At 66.6% G+C, this 18,740-nt stretch carries 15 protein-coding genes; 12 read left to right on the top strand and 3 right to left on the bottom strand.

Annotated elements, in window-relative coordinates:
- Window positions 1-36: 36 nt before the first annotated feature.
- The 5 genes from leuS (at window position 37) to ACV22W_RS18550 (ending at window position 6,186) form a co-directional block, all read left to right on the top strand.
- Entirely contained in the window at window positions 37-2,631 is a 2,595-nt protein-coding gene (gene leuS, locus ACV22W_RS18570) for a leucine--tRNA ligase (protein ID WP_448020920.1), read from the top strand.
- Window positions 2,632-2,669: 38 nt separating this feature from the next.
- Complete coding sequence (locus ACV22W_RS18565) at window positions 2,670-3,224, top strand: LPS-assembly lipoprotein LptE (protein ID WP_448020919.1); 555 nt, start codon at window positions 2,670-2,672, stop codon at window positions 3,222-3,224.
- Window positions 3,225-3,242: 18 nt separating this feature from the next.
- Window positions 3,243-4,337, top strand: coding sequence for a DNA polymerase III subunit delta (holA, locus tag ACV22W_RS18560; protein WP_448020917.1), 1,095 nt, complete (start codon window positions 3,243-3,245; stop codon window positions 4,335-4,337).
- A 137-nt stretch (window positions 4,338-4,474) separates the two neighbouring features.
- A complete protein-coding gene (locus ACV22W_RS18555) occupies window positions 4,475-5,746 on the top strand; it encodes a glutamate-5-semialdehyde dehydrogenase (protein WP_175909072.1) in 1,272 nt (423 codons plus the stop codon).
- 17 nt (window positions 5,747-5,763) lie between these two features.
- Window positions 5,764-6,186 carry a CopD family protein gene (locus ACV22W_RS18550; RefSeq protein ID WP_107938103.1) on the top strand — a complete coding sequence of 141 codons (423 nt, stop codon included), beginning with the start codon at window positions 5,764-5,766 and terminating at the stop codon, window positions 6,184-6,186.
- Window positions 6,187-6,270: 84 nt separating this feature from the next.
- Here the strand turns inward: ACV22W_RS18550 and ACV22W_RS18545 are convergent, their stop codons facing one another.
- A complete protein-coding gene (locus ACV22W_RS18545) occupies window positions 6,271-7,119 on the bottom strand; it encodes a MurR/RpiR family transcriptional regulator (protein WP_059608236.1) in 849 nt (282 codons plus the stop codon).
- Between the two features lie 293 nt (window positions 7,120-7,412).
- On the opposite strand from ACV22W_RS18545, the gene edd reads away from it, so the two are divergent.
- From edd to ACV22W_RS18525, 4 genes are all read left to right on the top strand, one after another.
- Window positions 7,413-9,269, top strand: coding sequence for a phosphogluconate dehydratase (edd, locus tag ACV22W_RS18540; RefSeq protein WP_448020915.1), 1,857 nt, complete (start codon window positions 7,413-7,415; stop codon window positions 9,267-9,269).
- A 19-nt stretch (window positions 9,270-9,288) separates the two neighbouring features.
- Complete coding sequence (gene eda / locus ACV22W_RS18535; RefSeq protein WP_059465387.1) at window positions 9,289-9,915, top strand: bifunctional 4-hydroxy-2-oxoglutarate aldolase/2-dehydro-3-deoxy-phosphogluconate aldolase; 627 nt, start codon at window positions 9,289-9,291, stop codon at window positions 9,913-9,915.
- Between the two features lie 222 nt (window positions 9,916-10,137).
- Window positions 10,138-11,499 (top strand): GntP family permease, encoded by a 1,362-nt coding sequence (locus ACV22W_RS18530; RefSeq protein ID WP_059535304.1) that lies wholly within the window; start codon window positions 10,138-10,140, stop codon window positions 11,497-11,499.
- Between the two features lie 13 nt (window positions 11,500-11,512).
- On the top strand, window positions 11,513-12,016 hold the full coding sequence (locus ACV22W_RS18525; protein WP_059535306.1) for a gluconokinase: 504 nt from the start codon (window positions 11,513-11,515) through the stop codon (window positions 12,014-12,016).
- Between the two features lie 82 nt (window positions 12,017-12,098).
- On the opposite strand, the gene ACV22W_RS18520 is transcribed toward ACV22W_RS18525, so the two are convergent.
- Window positions 12,099-12,746 (bottom strand): TetR/AcrR family transcriptional regulator, encoded by a 648-nt coding sequence (locus ACV22W_RS18520; protein WP_448020913.1) that lies wholly within the window; start codon window positions 12,744-12,746, stop codon window positions 12,099-12,101.
- 265 nt (window positions 12,747-13,011) lie between these two features.
- Between ACV22W_RS18520 and ACV22W_RS18515 the strand changes: the two genes are divergently transcribed.
- Window positions 13,012-14,433 (top strand): NAD(P)/FAD-dependent oxidoreductase, encoded by a 1,422-nt coding sequence (locus ACV22W_RS18515; protein ID WP_448020911.1) that lies wholly within the window; start codon window positions 13,012-13,014, stop codon window positions 14,431-14,433.
- Window positions 14,434-14,533: 100 nt separating this feature from the next.
- On the opposite strand, the gene purB is transcribed toward ACV22W_RS18515, so the two are convergent.
- On the bottom strand, window positions 14,534-15,922 hold the full coding sequence (purB, locus tag ACV22W_RS18510; RefSeq protein ID WP_059535312.1) for an adenylosuccinate lyase: 1,389 nt from the start codon (window positions 15,920-15,922) through the stop codon (window positions 14,534-14,536).
- A gap of 243 nt (window positions 15,923-16,165) precedes the next feature.
- Between purB and ACV22W_RS18505 the strand changes: the two genes are divergently transcribed.
- A complete protein-coding gene (locus tag ACV22W_RS18505; protein WP_059535314.1) occupies window positions 16,166-17,119 on the top strand; it encodes a LysR substrate-binding domain-containing protein in 954 nt (317 codons plus the stop codon).
- Window positions 17,120-17,397: 278 nt separating this feature from the next.
- Window positions 17,398-18,684, top strand: a complete 1,287-nt coding sequence (locus ACV22W_RS18500; protein WP_059465395.1) for a Glu/Leu/Phe/Val family dehydrogenase — start codon at window positions 17,398-17,400, stop codon at window positions 18,682-18,684.
- Window positions 18,685-18,740 lie beyond the last annotated feature (56 nt).

Genomic DNA, 18,740 nt, shown 5'->3' with positions numbered 1-18,740 from the left:
GTGGCGCGCCGCTTAAAGCCTAGTCCGAACCACACCATGCACGAGAGATACGTACCCGCCGACGTCGAAGCCGCCGCTCAGGGCGACTGGCGCGCAGCCGATGCCTACAAGACGAAGGAAGATTCGCAGAAGCCGAAGTTCTACTGCGTGTCGATGCTGCCGTACCCGTCCGGCAAGCTGCACATGGGTCACGTGCGCAATTACACGATCAACGACGTGATGTACCGCTATCTGCGGATGAACGGCTACAACACGCTGATGCCGATGGGCTGGGACGCGTTCGGGATGCCGGCCGAGAACGCCGCGATGGCGAACGGCGTGCCGCCCGCGAAGTGGACCTACGACAACATCGACTACATGAAGGGCCAGATGCAGTCGATGGGCCTCGCGATCGACTGGTCGCGCGAGATCGCGACGTGCAAGCCCGACTACTACAAGTGGAACCAGTGGCTGTTCCTGAAGATGCTCGAGAAGGGCATCGCGTACAAGAAGACGGGCACCGTGAACTGGGACCCGGTCGACCAGACCGTGCTCGCGAACGAGCAGGTGATCGACGGCCGCGGCTGGCGCTCGGGCGCGCTCGTCGAGAAGCGCGAGATCCCGATGTACTACCTGCGCATCACGCAGTATGCGGACGAGCTGCTGAACGACCTCGACGGCCTCGGCTGGCCCGAGCGCGTGAAGATCATGCAGCAGAACTGGATCGGCAAGAGCTTCGGCGTGAACTTCGGCTTCCCGTACGAACTCGACGGCGAGAAGGCGCTCCTGCGGGTGTTCACGACGCGTGCCGACACGATCATGGGCGTCACGTTCTGCGCGATCGCGGCCGAGCACCCGCTCGCCACGCGCCTTGCGCAGGGCAAGCCGGAACTGCAGGCGTTCATCGACGAATGCAAGCGCGGCGGCGTCGCCGAAGCCGATGTCGCGACGATGGAGAAGAAGGGCGTCGCGACGGGCTTCACGGTATCGCATCCGCTGACGGGCGAGCCGGTCGAGGTGTGGATCGGCAACTACGTGCTGATGAGCTATGGCGAAGGCGCGGTGATGGGCGTGCCGGCGCACGACGAGCGCGATTTCGCGTTCGCGAAGAAATACGACCTGCCGATCAAGCAGGTGATCGCGGCCGAAGGCCAGACGTACTCGCTGGACGCGTGGCAGGAGTGGTACGGCGACAAGGAAGTCGCGGTCTGCGTCAACAGCGGCAAGTACGACGGCATGGCATACGGCGCGGCGGTCGATGCGATCGCGGCCGACCTGAAGGCCGGCGGCTTCGGCGACAAGCAGGTCACGTGGCGCCTGCGTGACTGGGGCGTATCGCGCCAGCGCTACTGGGGTACGCCGATCCCGATCATCCACTGCCCGTCGTGCGGCGACGTGCCGGTGCCGGAGCAGGACCTGCCGGTCGTGCTGCCGGAAGACCTCGTGCCGGACGGCTCGGGCAACCCGCTCGCGAAGTCGGAAGCGTTCCTGAACTGCACGTGCCCGAAGTGCGGCGCGGCCGCGAAGCGCGAAACCGACACGATGGACACGTTCGTCGATTCGTCGTGGTACTTCTCGCGCTATACGGCGCCGGACGCCGAGACGATGGTCGACGCGCGCACCGATTACTGGATGCCGATGGATCAGTACATCGGCGGCATCGAGCACGCGATCCTGCACCTGCTGTATTCGCGCTTCTGGACCAAGGTGATGCGTGACCTCGGCCTCGTGAAGTTCGGCGAGCCGGCGAAGAACCTGCTGACGCAGGGCATGGTGCTGAACGAGACGTTCTACCGCGAGGACGCGGCGGGCAAGAAGACCTGGTACAACCCGGCCGACGTGACGGTCACGCACGACGACAAGGGCCGCCCGGTCGGCGCGACGCTGAACACCGACGGCCAGCCGGTCGTGCTCGGCGGCATCGAGAAGATGTCGAAGTCGAAGAACAACGGCGTCGATCCGCAGGTGCTGATCGACCAGTACGGCGCCGATACCGCGCGCCTGTTCACGATGTTCGCCGCACCGCCCGAGCAGCAGCTCGAGTGGTCGGGCGCGGGCGTCGAAGGCGCGAGCCGCTTCCTGCGTCGCGTGTGGAGCTTCGGCGCGACGAACCGCGAAGCGCTCGCCGCGCGCGCGGGCTTCGACGCGGCCGCGCTCGGCGACGCCGACAAGGCACTGCGCCGCGAGATCTACAGCGTGCTGAAGCAGGCAGATTTCGACTACCAGCGTCTGCAGTACAACACGGTCGTATCGGCCGCGATGAAGATGCTGAACGCGATCGACGGCGCGAAGGGCGCGACGCCCGGCGTGTTGCGCGAGACGTACGGCGTGCTGTTGCGCGTGCTGTACCCTGTCGTGCCGCACGTCACGTTCGAGCTGTGGAAGGCACTCGGCTACGCTGACGAATTCGGCCCGCTGCTGGACGCCCCGTGGCCGAAGGTCGACGAGGCCGCGCTCGAGCAGGCCGAGATCGAACTCGTGCTGCAGGTGAACGGCAAGGTGCGCGGCGCGCTGAAGGTCGCGAAGGACGCGAGCCGCGAGGCGATCGAGGCCGCGGCGGTGGCCGACGACGCGTTCGCGAAGTTCAGCGACGGCAAGCCGGCGAAGAAGATCGTCGTCGTGCCGGGCCGCCTCGTGAACATCGTCGTCTGACGGCCGCTGGCCGTTGGACGTACACAGAAGGAGCGAAGGTGATCCGCAGATCGTTTTTGATGCTCGCCGTCGGCAGCGCAGTCGCGCTGTCGGCATGCGGTTTCCAGTTGCGCGGCCAGCAGAACTACGCGTTCAAGCACTTGCTGGTGGCCGGTGCGCCGGCGCCCGTCGCGGCGCGCCTGGTGCGCCTCGTCGAGGCGGGCAGCGACACGAAGATCGTCAAGTCGGCGGACGACGCCGACGCCGTGCTGCGCATGTGGGAGTCGCGCGGGCAGAACACGCTGACGCTGAACAAGTACGGCTCGGCGCAGGAATATGCGCTCTTCTACACGTTGAACTACACGCTGACGAGCAAGGACGGCACCGTGCTGATCCCGCCGAGCGCGATCGCGCTGAACCGCGCGATGACGTACAGCGACCAGTACACGAACGCGAAGGCTCAGGAAGCCGACATCCTGTACGGCGACATGCAGAACGACGCGGTCGACCAGCTAATGCGGCGTCTTGCGATCGTCCACTCGCTGACGCCAGCGCCGGAGGACGTGGTGCCGGGCGTTGCGCCGCGCGCGCCGCTGCCGCCGCCGCCGCTCTGATCGCCCGCGCACGCACCGATGCAATTGCGACTTGATGCACTGGAGCCGCACCTCGCGAAGGGGATGGCCGGGCTCTACACCGTCTACGGCGACGAGCCGCTGCTCGCGCAGGAAGCGTGCGACCGCATTCGTGCGGCCGCGCGCGCGGCTGGCTTCACCGAACGTTCGGTGCATACCGTCGAGCGCGGCTTCGACTGGAGCGTGCTGCTCGGCGCGACCCAGGCGATGTCGCTGTTCGGCGAGCGTCAGCTGATCGAGCTGCGCATTCCGTCGGGCAAGCCCGGCAAGGAAGGCGCCGACGCGCTCAAGACGCTCGCGGCGACGCCCAATCCCGACGCGCTGATGCTCGTCACGTTGCCGCGCCTCGACGCTGCAACGCAGAAATCCGCGTGGTTTACCGCGCTGCAGAACGGCGGCGTCGCGCTGAAGATCGATCCGGTCGACCGCGCGCAGCTGCCGAACTGGATCGGCCAGCGTCTGTCGATGCAGGGCCAGCGCGCCGCGCCGGGCGACGATGGCCGGCGCGCGCTGCAGTTCATCGCGGAGCGCGTCGAGGGCAACCTGCTCGCCGCGCACCAGGAAATCCAGAAGCTCGGGCTACTCTATCCGCAGGGCGTGCTGTCGTTCGAGCAGGTGCATGACGCGGTATTGAACGTCGCGCGCTACGACGTCTTCAAACTGAACGAGGCGATGCTCGCGGGCGACGCAGCGCGGCTCGCGCGGATGATCGACGGGTTGAAGGGCGAGGGCGAGGCGATCGTGCTCGTGATGTGGGCCGTCGTCGAGGAATTGCGCACGCTGTTGCGGATCAAGCGCGGCGCGACGGCCGGCAAGCCGCTCGCCACGCTGCTGCGCGAGAACCGCGTGTGGGGCCCGCGTGAGCGGCTGATCGGCCCCGCGCTGAACCGCGTGTCGGAAGCTGTGCTGGAGAAGGCGCTGGCGTTCGCCGCGAAGCTCGACCGGCAGGTGAAGGGGCTGTCCGCCGTCACGCCGGGCCGCCGCACGCAGGACGATCCGCCGCCCGATCCGTGGGACGGCCTGTTCCAGCTCGCGATGACGGTGGCAGGCGCCCGCGGCGAGCGACCGCCGACCGCGGGTCGCGTGCGTCGTTAGGCCCCGTCCGGGCCTTCGGCACACGCATCGCAACCCGCTTACAATGTTTCGATTGCTGGCGCGGCCCGCTTGCCGCCGCGCTCCACGCTTCCCACGAATTCACGCCGCGCCAAGCGGCTCGCTTTTCGAGTCACACGATGGATATCGACCAGTACATGACGGACCTGGGCCGCCGTGCCCGGCACGCTTCCCGCGCGATGGCGCGCGCCAGCACGGCAGCGAAGAACGCGGCGCTCGACGCCGTGGCACGCGCGATCGAGCGCGACGCGCAGGCGCTGAAGGATGCGAATGCACGCGATGTCGCCCGTGCCCGTGAAAAGGGGCTCGATGCGGCGTTCATCGACCGCCTGACGCTGTCGGACAAGGCGCTGAAGACGATGGTGGAAGGCCTGCGTCAGGTTGCATCGCTGGCCGATCCGATCGGCGAGATCAGCAATCTCAAGTACCGCCCGAGCGGGATCCAGGTCGGCCAGATGCGCGTGCCGCTCGGCGTGATCGGCATCATCTACGAGTCGCGCCCGAACGTGACGATCGACGCGGCCGCGCTGTGCCTGAAGTCTGGCAACGCGACGATCCTGCGCGGCGGCTCCGAGGCGCTCGAATCGAACGCGGCGCTCGCGAAGCTGATCGGCGAGGGGCTCGAGGCGGCCGGCCTGCCGCAGGACGCCGTGCAGGTCGTCGCGACAGCCGATCGCGCGGCGGTCGGCAAGCTGATCACGATGACCGAATACGTCGACGTGATCGTGCCGCGCGGCGGCAAGAGCCTGATCGAGCGCCTGATCAACGAGGCGCGCGTGCCGATGATCAAGCACCTCGACGGCATCTGCCACGTGTACGTCGACGATCGCGCCGATCTCGCCAAGGCGCTGACGGTGTGCGACAACGCGAAGACGCACCGCTACGGCACCTGCAACACGATGGAAACGCTGCTCGTTGCGAGCGGCATCGCGGCGACGCTGTTGCCGCCGCTCGGCAAGCTGTATCGCGACAAGCAGGTCGAGCTGCGCGTCGATGCGGCCGCGCGCGCGGTGCTCGCCGAGGCGGGCATCGGGCCGCTCGTCGACGCCACCGACGAAGACTGGCACACCGAATATCTCGCGCCGGTGCTCGCGATCAAGGTCGTCGACGGCCTCGACGCCGCGATCGAGCACATCAACCACTACGGCTCGCATCACACCGATGCGATCGTCACCGAGGATCACGACCGCGCGATGCGCTTCCTGCGCGAAGTCGACTCGGCGAGCGTGATGGTCAACGCGTCGACGCGTTTCGCGGATGGCTTCGAATTCGGCCTCGGCGCGGAAATCGGCATCTCGAACGACAAGTTGCACGCACGCGGCCCCGTCGGCCTGGAAGGGCTCACGTCGCTGAAGTACGTCGTGCTGGGGCACGGCGAAGGCCGTCAGTAAAGCGAGGCGCACAACCGATGGCAATGCTCTGGGTCAAGACGTTCCATATCGTTCTGATCGCCGCGTGGTTCGCGGGGTTGTTCTACCTACCGCGCATCTACGTGAACCTGGCCATGGAGACCGATCCGGCCGCGGTGCGGCGCCTGTTGCTGATGGCGCGCAAGCTGTTTCGCTTCATGACGATGATCGCCGTGCCGGCGCTCGCATGCGGGTTGTGGCTCTGGCTCGTGATCGGCATCGGCCAGGGGCAGGGCTGGATCCACGCGAAGGTGACGGTCGTGCTGCTGCTCGTGATCTATCACGCGTACTGCGGGCACCTGCTGAAGGTGTTCGAGCGTGGAGAGAACAAACGCACCGACAAGTGGTATCGCGTGTTCAACGAACTGCCGGTGCTCGGCATGCTCGCGGCGGTCGCGCTGGTCGTGATCAAGCCGTTCTGAACTTTCCGGCGGCGGCACGCCGGTAATCGATCGCTGCGCAACGGCGCCCCTCGGGGCGCCGTTTTCACGTGCGCCTCGTACACGTCATTCCTTCGTCGGGTCGTCTATCCGGCGACGCGTGATCGCTTCCTTCGCGCGGCCGACGCGCTCCATCAGCGCGGGCCCGCGCGACAGCGCAACGCCGACGGCGAGGATGTCGCCGATCGCGAGATGGGACATCCGCGACGTCATCGGCGAGAACACGTCGGTTTCCTCGGCCACGTTCGATGCGAGGCTCACCGTCGCGAGCTTCGCGAGCGGCGAGTGGCTCTGCGTGATCGCGACGACCTTCGCGCCGCACGCGAGCGCCGAGCGCGCGGCATCGACGATATCGCGCGTGCGGCCGGTATTCGAGATCGCGACGACGACGTCGTGCGGCCCGAGCAGCGCCGACGACATCGAGAACGTGTGCGGGTCCGAATACGCGACGCTCGGCACGCCGAGCCGGAAGAACTTGTGCTGGATGTCCTGCGCGGCGATGCCCGAGCCGCCGGCGCCGTAGAACTCGATGCGCGACGCGTTCGACAGCAGCGCGATCGCGTCGGCGACGCTGCCGGCCGACAGGCTGTTGCGCACTTCGATCAGCGCGCCGATCGTGCGGTCGAACACCTTGCCGATGATGCCGGGCGCGGGCTCGTCGGGCTCGACGTCGCGATAGACGGACGACACGCCCGGCGCGACGCTCTGCGCGAGCCGGATCTTGAATTCGCGAAAGCCGCTGCAACCGAGCGCCTGGCAGAAGCGCGCGATGGTCGGCTGGCTGACGCCCGCGCGGGTCGACAGCTCGGTCATCGCGAGGTCGAGCACCTCGCGCGGCGCGGCGAGAATGTAGTCGGCGAGCTTGCGCTCGGACGGGCGCAGGTCGGCGCGGATCGCTTCAATGCGAGGCAGCATGGGACGGCGAATGAAAATCGGGTTCGGATGAGCGAGTGTATCGCAATCGAATTGTAGAAAATCTACATGAAAATACTAGCTCCGTCACCGGAGATTTCCGGGGCGGTGAGTGATGAAGATTAGGGTTTATACTAGGTAAAGCCTTGCTGGTGGCGGGAATGAGGGTTGCGCGCATGTGAATCCGCATTGCATGCTTGTAGTTTTTCTACTAGACTGGCTTCGTTCGTTCGACGCACTCGACCGTCCCCACGATTCCAACCGCCGGTGTCGTCCGGCATACAGGAGCGCCCAGCATGACGTCGCTGCACCCCACCCTGGCGAAAGTCACCGAACGCGTGATCGCCCGCAGCCAATCGACCCGTTCCGCCTATCTGCAGCGCATCGACGGCGCGCAGGGCAAGTTCCCGGCGCGTGGCGCGCTGTCGTGCGCGAACCTCGCGCACGGCTTCGCGGGTCTCGAAGGCAGCGACAAATTCCAGATCAAGGCGATCCGCGAGCCGAACATCGGCATCGTGTCCTCGTACAACGAGATGCTGTCCGCGCACGCGCCGTACAAGGATTTCCCCGACATCATCAAGGCCGCCGCACGCGAGAACGGCGGCGTTGCGCAGTTCGCCGGCGGCGTGCCCGCGATGTGCGACGGCGTCACGCAGGGCAATCCGGGGATGGAGCTGTCGCTGTTCTCCCGCGAGGCGATCGCGATGGGCACGGCGATCGCGCTCACGCACAACATGTTCGACGCGGCGCTCTGCCTCGGCATCTGCGACAAGATCGTGCCGGGCCTGCTGATCGGCGCGCTCCAGTTCGGCCACCTGCCGACCATCTTCGTGCCGGCCGGCCCGATGACGAGCGGCCTGTCGAACGACGACAAGGCAAAGATCCGCCAGCAGTTCGCGACCGGCCAGGTCGGCCGCGACGCGCTGCTCGAAGCCGAATCCGCCGCGTATCACGGTCATGGCACCTGCACGTTCTACGGCACCGCGAACAGCAACCAGATGCTGATGGAACTGATGGGCCTGCATCTGCCGGGTTCGGCGTTCATTCATCCGCACACGCCGCTGCGTACCGCGCTGACGGCCGAAGCGGCGCGCCGCGTGCTCGACCTGACGGTCGAGCGCGGCCAGTACACGCCGATCGGCCACGTGATCGACGAGAAGGCGATCGTCAACGGGATCGTCGCGCTGCTCGCGACGGGCGGCTCGACCAATCACACGCTGCACCTCGTCGCGATCGCGCGCGCGGCCGGCATCCTGATCGACTGGAACGATTTCGACGAGCTGTCGGCGGTCGTGCCGCTGCTCGCGAAGATCTACCCGAACGGCAAGGCCGACGTGAACCATTTCCACGCGGCCGGCGGCGTCGCGTTCCTGGTGCGCAACCTGCTCGAAGGCGGGCTGCTGCACGAAGACGTGACGACCGTCGCGGGTAAGGGGCTGTCGCACTACACGAAGGAGCCGAAGCTGATCGACGGCAAGCTGACGTGGGTCGACGGCACGGCCGAGAGCCACGACACGAAGGTGCTGCGCGGCATTCGCGACCCGTTCCAGCCGGACGGCGGCCTGCGCCTGATGCAGGGCCGGCTCGGCCGCGGCGTGATCAAGATTTCGGCGGTCGCGCCCGAGCACCGCAAGGTGACCGCGCCCGCGATCGTGTTCGATTCGCAGGAAGCCGTGCAGGAGGCGTTCGATCGCGGCGAGCTGAAGCGCGATTTCGTCGCGGTCGTGCGCTTCCAGGGCGCGCGCGCCAACGGGATGCCCGAGCTGCACCGTTTGACGCCGCTGCTCGGCGTGCTGCAGGATCAGGGCTTCCACGTCGCGCTCGTGACCGACGGCCGCATGTCCGGTGCGTCGGGCAAGGTGCCGGCCGTGATCCACGTGTCGCCGGAAGCGCTGCTGGCGGGCCCGCTCGGCAAGGTGAAGACGGGCGACACGCTCGTGATCGACGCGGAAGCCGGCATCCTCGACATCGAGGTCGACGATGCCGAGTGGCAGGCACGCCCGGTCGCGCAGCCGCTGCACCAGGCCGAGAACGAAGTCGGTTTCGGTCGCGAACTGTTCGGCGTGTTCCGCGCGGCGGCCGCGCCGGCCGAGCAGGGCGCATCGGTTTTCGGGGCGCTGGTCGGCGAAGCGGCCGTCCGCGTCTCTGCATGAATTTCAAGGAGCGAATTTGATGAAGACGATTGCTGAAATCGTGAAGCTGGGCCCGGTGATTCCGGTGCTCGCATTCGACTCGGTCGAGCAGGGCGAACACGTGTCGCGCGCATTGCACGCGGGCGGCGTCAAGGTGCTCGAGATCACGCTGCGTACGCCGGCGGGCCTCGAGGCGATCCAGCGCGCGAGCCAGCTCGCGGACGACATCGTCGTCGGCGTCGGCACGATCACGAAGCCCGAGCACTGCGAGCAGGCGAAGCGCGCGGGGGCGAAGTTCGGCGTGTCGCCGGGCCTGACGAAGGACCTGCACCTCGCGTCGCTCGACGCCGGCCTGCCGCTGCTGCCGGGCGTGATGACGCCGAGCGACATCATTCAGGCGCTCGAATTCGGCTACGAAATCGTCAAGTTCTTCCCCGCGCAGCAGGCCGGCGGCGTGCCGATGCTGCAGGCGTTCCACGGCCCGTTCCCGGCGCTGAAGTTCTGCCCGACGGGCGGCATCACGGTCGACACTGCGCCGAATTTCCTGAAGCTGCCGAACGTCGTGTGCGTCGGCGGTTCGTGGCTCACGCCGAAGGCCGCGCTCGCCGCGCAGGACTGGGCCGAGGTCACGCGTCTCGCGCAAGCCGCAAGCCAGCTTCACCGTTAATACTTGTACGAAATGAAGGTTTGACCCTCGGCAAGCAAGCGCTTAGTGCTTGTTTTACCGAGGGTTTTTGCTGATGGAACCGGTTCTATCCGCGGGCCGTAAAGATAAGTAAAATTCAGCGTCCTCACGGGGTGGGTTACCTCCCGTGTTTCGGAGACCTGCATAGCCGGGCATACTCGCAACAACTCGCCCGGTTTCGAACAATCCTAGGAGGAGTGCCACATGGGGGCTGTCCAAGGCAGCATGCTGCTCGTATTCACGCTGATCGCGATTGCCGCGCTGATCCTGATGATCGCGCGCTACAAGATCTACCCGTTCCTGGTGCTGATCATCGTTTCGCTGGGCCTGGGTCTCGTCGTCGGCATGCCGATGGACAAGATCGTCAAGTCGTTCGAAACGGGCACGGGCGGCACGCTCGGCCACATCGCGATCGTCGTCGGCCTCGGCACGATGCTCGGCAAGATGATGGCCGAATCGGGCGGCGCCGAACGGATCGCGACCACGCTGATCGACTGGTTCGGTGAAAAGAACATTCACTGGGCGATGATGTTCGTCGCGATCATCGTCGGCCTGCCGGTGTTCTTCGAAGTCGGCTTCGTGCTGCTGATCCCGATCGCGTTCAACGTCGCGAAGCGCACCGGCAAGTCGCTGCTCGTCGTCGGTCTGCCGATGGTGGCCGGCCTGTCCGTCGTGCACGGGCTGATCCCGCCGCACCCGGCCGCGCTGCTGGCCGTTCAGCAATACGGCGCCGATATCGGCAAGACGATCGCATTCGGCCTGATCGTCGGCGTGCCGACCGCGATCATCGCCGGTCCGCTGTTCGCGCTGATGATCTCGAAGTTCGTGAAGCTGCCGGAAAACAACCCGCTCGCGGCGCAGTTCGTCGATACGCACACGGATGGCCGCAAGCGCGAACTGCCGAGTTTCGGCATCACGCTGTTCACGATCCTGCTGCCTGTCGTGCTGATGCTCGTCGGCAGCTGGGCCGACCTGGTGTTCGCACCGAAGTCGCTGCCGAACAACCTGCTGCGCTTCGCCGGCAACTCCGACGTCGCGCTGCTGATCGCCGTGCTCGTGAGCTTCTTCACGTTCGGCAAGCTGCAGGGCTTCAACCGCGACCAGATCCAGAAGTTCTGCGGCGAGTGCCTGGCGCCGATCGCAGGCATCACGCTGATCGTCGGTGCGGGCGGCGGCTTCGGCGGCGTCCTGCGCGACAGCGGGATCTCGCAGCAGATCGTCGAGACCGCGAAGCACGCGCACCTGTCGCCGCTGCTGCTCGGCTGGTTCGTCGCGGCGCTGATGCGTCTGGCGACGGGTTCGGCGACGGTCGCGATGACGACGGCCTGCGGCATCGTCGCGCCGATCGCGGCGGCGTCGGGCGCGGCGGTTCGTCCGGAGCTGCTCGTGCTCGCGACGGGCTCGGGCTCGCTGATCTTCTCGCACGTGAACGATGGCGGCTTCTGGCTGATCAAGGAATATTTCGGGATGACGGTCGGCCAGACGTTCAAGACCTGGTCGCTGCTTGAAACCATCATCTCGGTGCTCGGTCTGAGCTTTACGCTGCTGCTGAGCGTGGTTTTGTAACAAGGGGTAGTCAATGATTCTGATCGCAATGGGCGTGTCGGGCGCGGGCAAATCGCGAATCGGCGAAATGCTGGCAGAACGCCTGTCGTGCAGCTATACCGACGGCGACGCGTTTCACAGCGCGGCGAACAAGGAAAAGATGCACAACGGCATTCCGCTGACCGACGACGACCGCTGGCCGTGGCTGCGCACGATCCGCGCGGCCATCGAGGAGAAGCAGCGTGCCGGCGAGACCGCCGTGTTCACCTGCTCGTCGCTGAAGCGGTCGTACCGCGACGTGCTGCGCGGCTCCGATACCGACGTGCGGTTCGTGTATCTGAAGGGTTCGTTCGAGGTGTTGCACGAGCGCCTGAAGACCCGTACCGGCCATTTCTTCGATCCGTCGCTGCTGAAGAGCCAGCTCGACACGCTCGAGGAACCGGGCCCGGATGAAGCGATCGTAGTCAGCATCGAGCTGACGCCCGAACAGATCGTCGATCAGGTCATGCTGAAGATCGGTATCGCGCAGCAGCACTGAGCGCGGTTCGCGGCAATCGTCATGCAGCAGTGAAAAAGGCGCCCTCGGGGCGCCTTTTTTCGTTGGCGGTGCGTCGCGCCGCTCAGGTCGCGCGGGCGTGCTGCGCGATGCCGTCGAGCAGCACGTCCAGCATCGTGTCGTGCACGGCGGCCGGATCGAGCTGCGCATAGAGCGGGGCGGCCGATTTGACGAGGGGATGCGCGGTATCGGACAGCGCATGCATTTCCGCGAGCTCGACCTCGTTCGCGGGCCGCGTGAGGCCGCCGGCCTCGGCGGCGGCGAGGCCGATCACGCTCGCATACCAGCCGACGCACACGGACGGCAGCGCGGTGCGCGGGATGCCGGCATCGGCCAGCGCACGATGCACGGTCTCGATGTGCGCGAGATCGGCCGGCCCGGTGCTCATGTGACGCTGCAGCAGCGCGAACGCGGCGGGGTGGCGCAGCGCGAGCGCGCGATACTGGCGTGCGAGATCGCGCAGCCGCTCGCGCCACGGCAGCGAAGGATCGACCGGCACGAGCGAGCGCGACAGCGCGTTCGCGATCGCACGGCTCAGGCCCTCTTTCGACTTGAAGTGATAGAGCACGCTCATCGGGTCGCAGCCGACCGACTGCGCGAGCTTGCGCACGCTGAACGCGGCTTCGCCGACCTCTTCGAGCAGCGCGAGCGCGGCCGCGACGATCGCATCCTTGTCGAGGCCGCGCGGGCCTTGGGCAGGTTTGTCTTTCATGGAAGCAGGATGACAGCGGTTGTAATCTTGACGAAAGTGTATTCTACGCTGTAGAATTATTTCTGCGGTGTAGAAATTGGGTGTCCCGGCACCTTTCAATGCGTGCTTTCGCACGGTCCGGGATCCTGGCAGGCACGAGCGTGCCTGCCGTCAACACGGGCCTTCGCGCCCTTTATCTCGTTGACACCCAAGTGGAACCGGCTGCCCCACCCGCGAAGCCTGAACGGCCCTTCGACAGGCGGCCCAAGACCATGCAAGTGCAATCATGACTTCGAATCACAAACCCCTGATCCAGGGCGAATCGCGTTTCGACCAGACGCAACTGAACATCGAAAAGGACAACTGGAACTGGTGTGATCCGTCGCGCTACGACGGCGAGCGCCCGGCCAACTGGTACGAGGCGTCGTTGTCGCGCCATGAAAACAGCGCGCCGCTCGCGCATGACACGGTGTGCGACGTGCTGGTGATCGGCGCGGGGCTGCTCGGCGCATCGGCTGCGCTGCATCTCGCGGAAGCGGGTGTCGACACGATTCTCGTCGACAAGCATCACGTCGGCTCCGCGGCGTCGGGCCGCAACGGCGGCCAGCTCACGCCGGGCCTCGCGCGCTGGGAAGCGGCCGACATGATCGACCATCTGTCGCACGACGACGCGAAGCGGCTGTGGCGCTTCGCGTCGGCCGAATCGATGGACCTGATCGACGCGATCGGCGCGCGTTACGCGCTCGACCTCGACCGCAAGCGCGGCCACATCACGGCGGCGGTCCACCCGGGCCACATGAGCGCGCTGCTCGACGGCGCGGACGCACGCCGCCATCTCGGCGACGCCGGCGTGACGCTCGTCGGCCGCCATCAGCTGCACGACGAATACGTGCGCTCGGGGCTGTATCACGGCGCGGCGATCGACGCGACCGGTGGCCAGCTTCATCCGCTCGCGCTGGTGCGCGGCCTCGTGCACGGCTTCCGGCTGAACGGCGGCGCGCTGTACGAGGGCACCGAGGTGCTGGAGCTCGACGAAACGCCGGCAGGTGTCGTCGCGACGACGCCGGGTGGCACGATCACCGCGCGCCGTGGCGTCGTGCTCGCGCTGCACAACACGACGTTCCGGCTGCTGGACGACGGCGCCACCACCACCGTGCCGTTCTTCACGTACGTGAGCGTGACGGCACCGCTCGACGTCGACGTCGCGACGCTGATGCCGGCCGGCATGCCGGTGTACGACACGCAGTTCCAGATCGACTATTACCGGCCGGTGCGCGGCAATCGCCTGCTGTTCGGCGGGCAGGGCACAGGCACGTGCTGGCCGCAGCCCGATGTGAACGCGTATCTGCTGACGCGGCTGAACACGGTGTTCCCGCAGGTCGACGGCCAGTTCGCGCTCGACTACTGCTGGAGCGGCGTCAGCGACTTCACGCTGAACGGCGCGACCGACAGCCGCAAGACCGACGGCCGCGTGCCGATGTACATGGTGCAGGGCTGGAGCGGGCATGGCGTCGCGCAGACGGTGCGGATCGGCAAGGCGATCTGCGACGACTTCGTCGGACGCAACGACGATTTCTCGATGCTGACCGGAATCGACCACCGCGAGATTCCGCTCGGCCGGCAACTGTCGCCGATCGCGATTCCTGCCGCGAAGGCGGCGATGAGCGTGATGAGCGCGATCAATCCGGGGCGGATGATTTCGTTCTGATCGCCGGCGTTGCCGCGTACCGAGCGCGCGCGAGCCGCCAATGAAAAAGCCCGATGCGATTGCTCGCATCGGGCTTTTTTCCGTCCGGCGACGGCGGCGCTTACGCGATCCGCTTTGCGAGTTCGACGGCCTTGCCGATGTACGACGCAGGCGTCATCGCGAGCAGGCGGTCCTTCGCGTCCTGCGGGATCGCCAGCGTGCCGACGAATTCCTGCAGCGCTTCGCGCGTGATGCCCTTGCCGCGCGTCAGTTCCTTCAGCTGCTCGTACGGGTTCTCGATGCCGTAGCGGCGCATCACCGTCTGCACCGGCTCCGCGAGCACTTCCCAGCAGTTGTCGAGGTCTTCGTTCAGGCGCTGCGGGTTCACTTCGAGCTTGTCGAGGCCGCGGATCAGCGAGTCGTACGCGAGCAGCGAATAACCGAGTGCGACGCCCATGTTGCGCAGCACCGTCGAGTCGGTCAGGTCGCGCTGCCAGCGCGACACCGGCAGCTTGTCGGCGAGGTGGCGCAGCGTCGCGTTCGCGAGGCCGAGGTTGCCTTCCGAATTCTCGAAGTCGATCGGGTTGACCTTGTGCGGCATCGTCGACGAACCGATCTCGCCGGCCTTCGTCTTCTGCTTGAAGTAGCCGACCGAGATGTAGCCCCACACGTCGCGGTCGAGGTCGAGCAGGATCGTGTTCGCGCGCGCGACGGCATCGAACAGCTCGGCCATGTAGTCGTGCGGCTCGATTTGGATCGTGTACGGGTTGAAGGTGAGCTTCAGGCGGTTCTCGATCACGTCGCGCGAGAACGCTTCCCAGTCGAATTCCGGATACGCGGAAAGATGCGCGTTGAAGTTGCCGACCGCGCCGTTCATCTTGCCGAGGATCTCGACCTTCTCGATGCGCGTGATCGCGCGCGCGAGGCGGGCGGCGACGTTCGCGAGCTCCTTGCCGAGCGTCGTCGGGCTGGCCGGCTGGCCGTGCGTGCGCGACAGCATCGGCTGCTCGGCAAGCGCGTGCGACAGCGCGACGAGGCGCTGGTGGACCGTGCGCAGCGCCGGCACGATCACGTGCTCGCGCGCGCCGGCGAGCATCATCCCGTGCGACGTGTTGTTGATGTCCTCGGACGTGCACGCGAAGTGGATGAATTCGCTGGCCTTCTCGAGTTCGGCCTGGCCCTTGACCGATTCCTTCAGCCAGTATTCGACGGCCTTCACGTCGTGGTTCGTCACGCGCTCGATTTCCTTGATGCGCGCGGCGTCGTGCGCCGTGAAGCGCTCGGCGAGCTGCAGCAGGAATTGTTCGGAGGCGTCCGAGAAGCGCGGGACTTCCGCGAAGCCGGCGCGCGACAGCGCGATCAGCCAGTGCACCTCGACGGTGACGCGGTGGCGCATGAAGGCGGCTTCGGAGAGCCAGTCGCGCAGCGCTTCGGTCTTGCTGGCGTAGCGGCCGTCGATGGGCGAGAGCGCGGTGAGGGCGAAAAGCGTATCGGGACGAGTGTCGGACATGATCGGGCGTGGCCTTTGGGGCCGGTGCGAACGAGGGGAGGAGAATCCGACATTTTACCATTGGCGCGGGGCGATTCCGGCCGAACCGGTCCGGCCGCCGCCCGCCGTACGCGATCGGCACGCATGCGGACGCCGGCCGGCGCCCGGGCCGGCTCGCCGGGCTGGTCGCCGCACCGCCGGGCTGGCCCGCCCGCCGGTAGAATGCAGGCTTCCTCCCGACCGCCGCCCGTCGCGCCCGCCTGCATGGAACTGAAATGGCTCGAAGACTTCGTCTCGCTCGCGGAAACGCGCAGCTTTAGCCGGTCCGCCGAACTGCGGCACGTGTCGCAGCCCGCGTTCTCGCGGCGCATCCAGGCGCTCGAGGCGTGGCTCGCGACCGAACTGATCGATCGTTCGGTCTATCCGACGCGGCTCACGCAGGCCGGCCAGATCTTCTACGAGCAGGCGCTGACGATGCTGTCGCAGGCGCACGAGGCGCGCACGCTGCTGCGCGGCCACGTCGGCGCGCCGGTGCCGACCATCGAGTTCGCGGTGCCGCATACGCTGTCGCTCACGTATTTTCCGCGCTGGCTGCAGCGGATCGAGGCGAAGATGGGGCAGGTCCACACGCGGCTGCGCGCGCTGAACGTGCACGACGCCGTGCTGTCTCTGGTCGAGGGCGGCTGCGATCTCGTGATGGGCTACCACCACCCGAGCCACCCCGTCGCGCTCGATCCGGCCCGCTACGACATGCTGGTCCTCGGCAGCGAGCCGATCAGCGCATTTTCGGCGCCGGGCCGCGCGGGCCGGCCGCGCTACACGCTGCCGGGCACGGCCGAGGCGCGCGTGCCGTACTTGTCGTATACGCCGAACGCGTATCTCGGCCGGATGACCGAAGTCATCGTTGCGAACGCACCGACGTCGCTGTTTCTCGATCGCGTGTACGAAACCGACATGGCCGAAGGGCTGAAGGCGATGGCGCTCGCGGGCCACGGCGTCGCGTTCCTGCCGCACAGCGCGGTCGAGGATGCGGTGGCAAGCGGCCGCCTGATCCGGCTGGACCGGTCCGCGCGCGGCGGCACGCACCCGTTCACGCTGACGATGGAGATCCGCCTGTACTGCGACAAGCTCGCGCTGCAGGGCGACGACCCGCATCAGAAGCTCGTGCGCGCGCTGTGGGAAGTCGTGCGCGACGAGCTGCGCGAAACCGCCGGTTAACCGTGGGCGGTTAACCGCGCCAGCCGAGCGCACGCCGCCGCCGACGCGCTTGCCGCGCCCATCGGACGCACGTCCGGCGGGCGTTCCGCGTATTTCCCCCGCCGACTTTTCGCCGACGCGATGCACGACCGATCGCGGGCGTTCTTGCGCAAATCGACCGCGGATTTGCGAAAAATCGCGATCATGCAAGAAACGCATAATCGAATAAGCAAACGGCATTGGATAAAAAAAACGGGTTTTTCGACAATGTGCGCAATCCGTTGAACGTTGGAGCGTCCATGTCTTCGCAACTGCAGTCCATCCCGTCCTACCTTCATGCCGACGATCTCGGCCCGTGGGGCAACTACCTTCAGCAGGTCGATCGCGTCGCACCGTACCTCGGTTCGCTGTCGCGCTGGCTGGAAACGCTGAAGCGTCCGAAGCGCATCCTGATCGTCGACGTGCCCATCGAGCTCGACAACGGTACCGTCGCGCACTTCGAGGGCTATCGCGTGCAGCACAACGTGTCGCGCGGTCCGGGCAAGGGCGGCGTGCGCTACCACCAGGACGTGACGCTGTCGGAAGTGATGGCACTGTCGGCATGGATGTCGGTGAAGAACGCGGCCGTGAACGTGCCGTACGGCGGTGCGAAGGGCGGCATCCGCGTCGACCCGCGCAAGCTGTCGCGCGGTGAGCTCGAACGCGTGACGCGTCGCTACACCAGCGAAATCGGCATCATCATCGGCCCGAACACCGACATTCCGGCACCGGACGTCAACACCAACGAACAGGTGATGGCGTGGATGATGGACACGTTCTCGATGAACCAGGGCCAGACGTCGACCGGCGTCGTGACCGGCAAGCCGATCTCGCTCGGCGGTTCGCTCGGCCGCAAGGAAGCGACGGGCCGCGGCGTGTTCGTCGTCGGTTGCGAGGCGGCGAAGAAGAAGGGCCTCGAGATCGAAGGTGCGCGCATCGCGGTGCAGGGCTTCGGCAACGTCGGCGGCATCGCGGCGAAGCTGTTCCAGGAAGCGGGTTCGAAGGTGATCGCGGTGCAGGATCACACGGGCACGATCTACCAGCCGGCCGGCCTCGATTCGAACAAGCTGCTCGACCACGTCGCACGCACGGGCGGCGTCGCGGGCTTCGAGGGCGCCGAACCGATGCCGAACGACGAGTTCTGGACGGTCGAGACCGACATCCTGATCCCGGCGGCACTGGAAAACCAGATCACCGAGAAGAACGCATCGAAGATCCGCACGAAGATCATCGTCGAAGGCGCGAACGGCCCGACGACGACGGCGGCCGACGACATCCTGAGCGCGAACGGCGTGCTCGTGATCCCCGACGTGATCGCGAACGCGGGCGGCGTGACCGTGTCGTACTTCGAGTGGGTGCAGGACTTCTCGAGCTTCTTCTGGACGGAAGACGAGATCAACCACCGTCTCGAGCGCGTGATGCGCGAAGCGTTCGCCGGCGTGTGGGCGGTCGCGGAGGAGCACAAGGTGTCGGTGCGTACGGCGGCGTTCATCGTCGCGTGCAAGCGCATCCTGATGGCGCGCGAAATGCGCGGCCTGTATCCCTGATCGGTCATTGCCGAGACGATCGGAGACTATGACAAAAGCATGACGCAATCCACCCG

The organism is Burkholderia sp. AW49-1 (genome assembly GCF_053427845.1).
The sequence above is the reverse complement of the archived record's forward strand: the minus strand, read 5'-3'. Positions and strand labels throughout refer to the sequence as shown.

Coding starts and splice junctions, on each gene's coding strand:
- leuS (WP_448020920.1), top strand. CDS start 37: ATGCACGAGAGATACGTACCCGCCGACGTCGAAGCCGCCGCTCAGGGC.
- holA (WP_448020917.1), top strand. CDS start 3,243: ATGCAATTGCGACTTGATGCACTGGAGCCGCACCTCGCGAAGGGGATG.
- ACV22W_RS18555 (WP_175909072.1), top strand. CDS start 4,475: ATGGATATCGACCAGTACATGACGGACCTGGGCCGCCGTGCCCGGCAC.
- ACV22W_RS18550 (WP_107938103.1), top strand. CDS start 5,764: ATGGCAATGCTCTGGGTCAAGACGTTCCATATCGTTCTGATCGCCGCG.
- ACV22W_RS18545 (WP_059608236.1), bottom strand. CDS start 7,119: ATGCTGCCTCGCATTGAAGCGATCCGCGCCGACCTGCGCCCGTCCGAG.
- edd (WP_448020915.1), top strand. CDS start 7,413: ATGACGTCGCTGCACCCCACCCTGGCGAAAGTCACCGAACGCGTGATC.
- eda (WP_059465387.1), top strand. CDS start 9,289: ATGAAGACGATTGCTGAAATCGTGAAGCTGGGCCCGGTGATTCCGGTG.
- ACV22W_RS18530 (WP_059535304.1), top strand. CDS start 10,138: ATGGGGGCTGTCCAAGGCAGCATGCTGCTCGTATTCACGCTGATCGCG.
- ACV22W_RS18525 (WP_059535306.1), top strand. CDS start 11,513: ATGATTCTGATCGCAATGGGCGTGTCGGGCGCGGGCAAATCGCGAATC.
- ACV22W_RS18520 (WP_448020913.1), bottom strand. CDS start 12,746: ATGAAAGACAAACCTGCCCAAGGCCCGCGCGGCCTCGACAAGGATGCG.
- ACV22W_RS18515 (WP_448020911.1), top strand. CDS start 13,012: ATGACTTCGAATCACAAACCCCTGATCCAGGGCGAATCGCGTTTCGAC.
- purB (WP_059535312.1), bottom strand. CDS start 15,922: ATGTCCGACACTCGTCCCGATACGCTTTTCGCCCTCACCGCGCTCTCG.
- ACV22W_RS18505 (WP_059535314.1), top strand. CDS start 16,166: ATGGAACTGAAATGGCTCGAAGACTTCGTCTCGCTCGCGGAAACGCGC.
- ACV22W_RS18500 (WP_059465395.1), top strand. CDS start 17,398: ATGTCTTCGCAACTGCAGTCCATCCCGTCCTACCTTCATGCCGACGAT.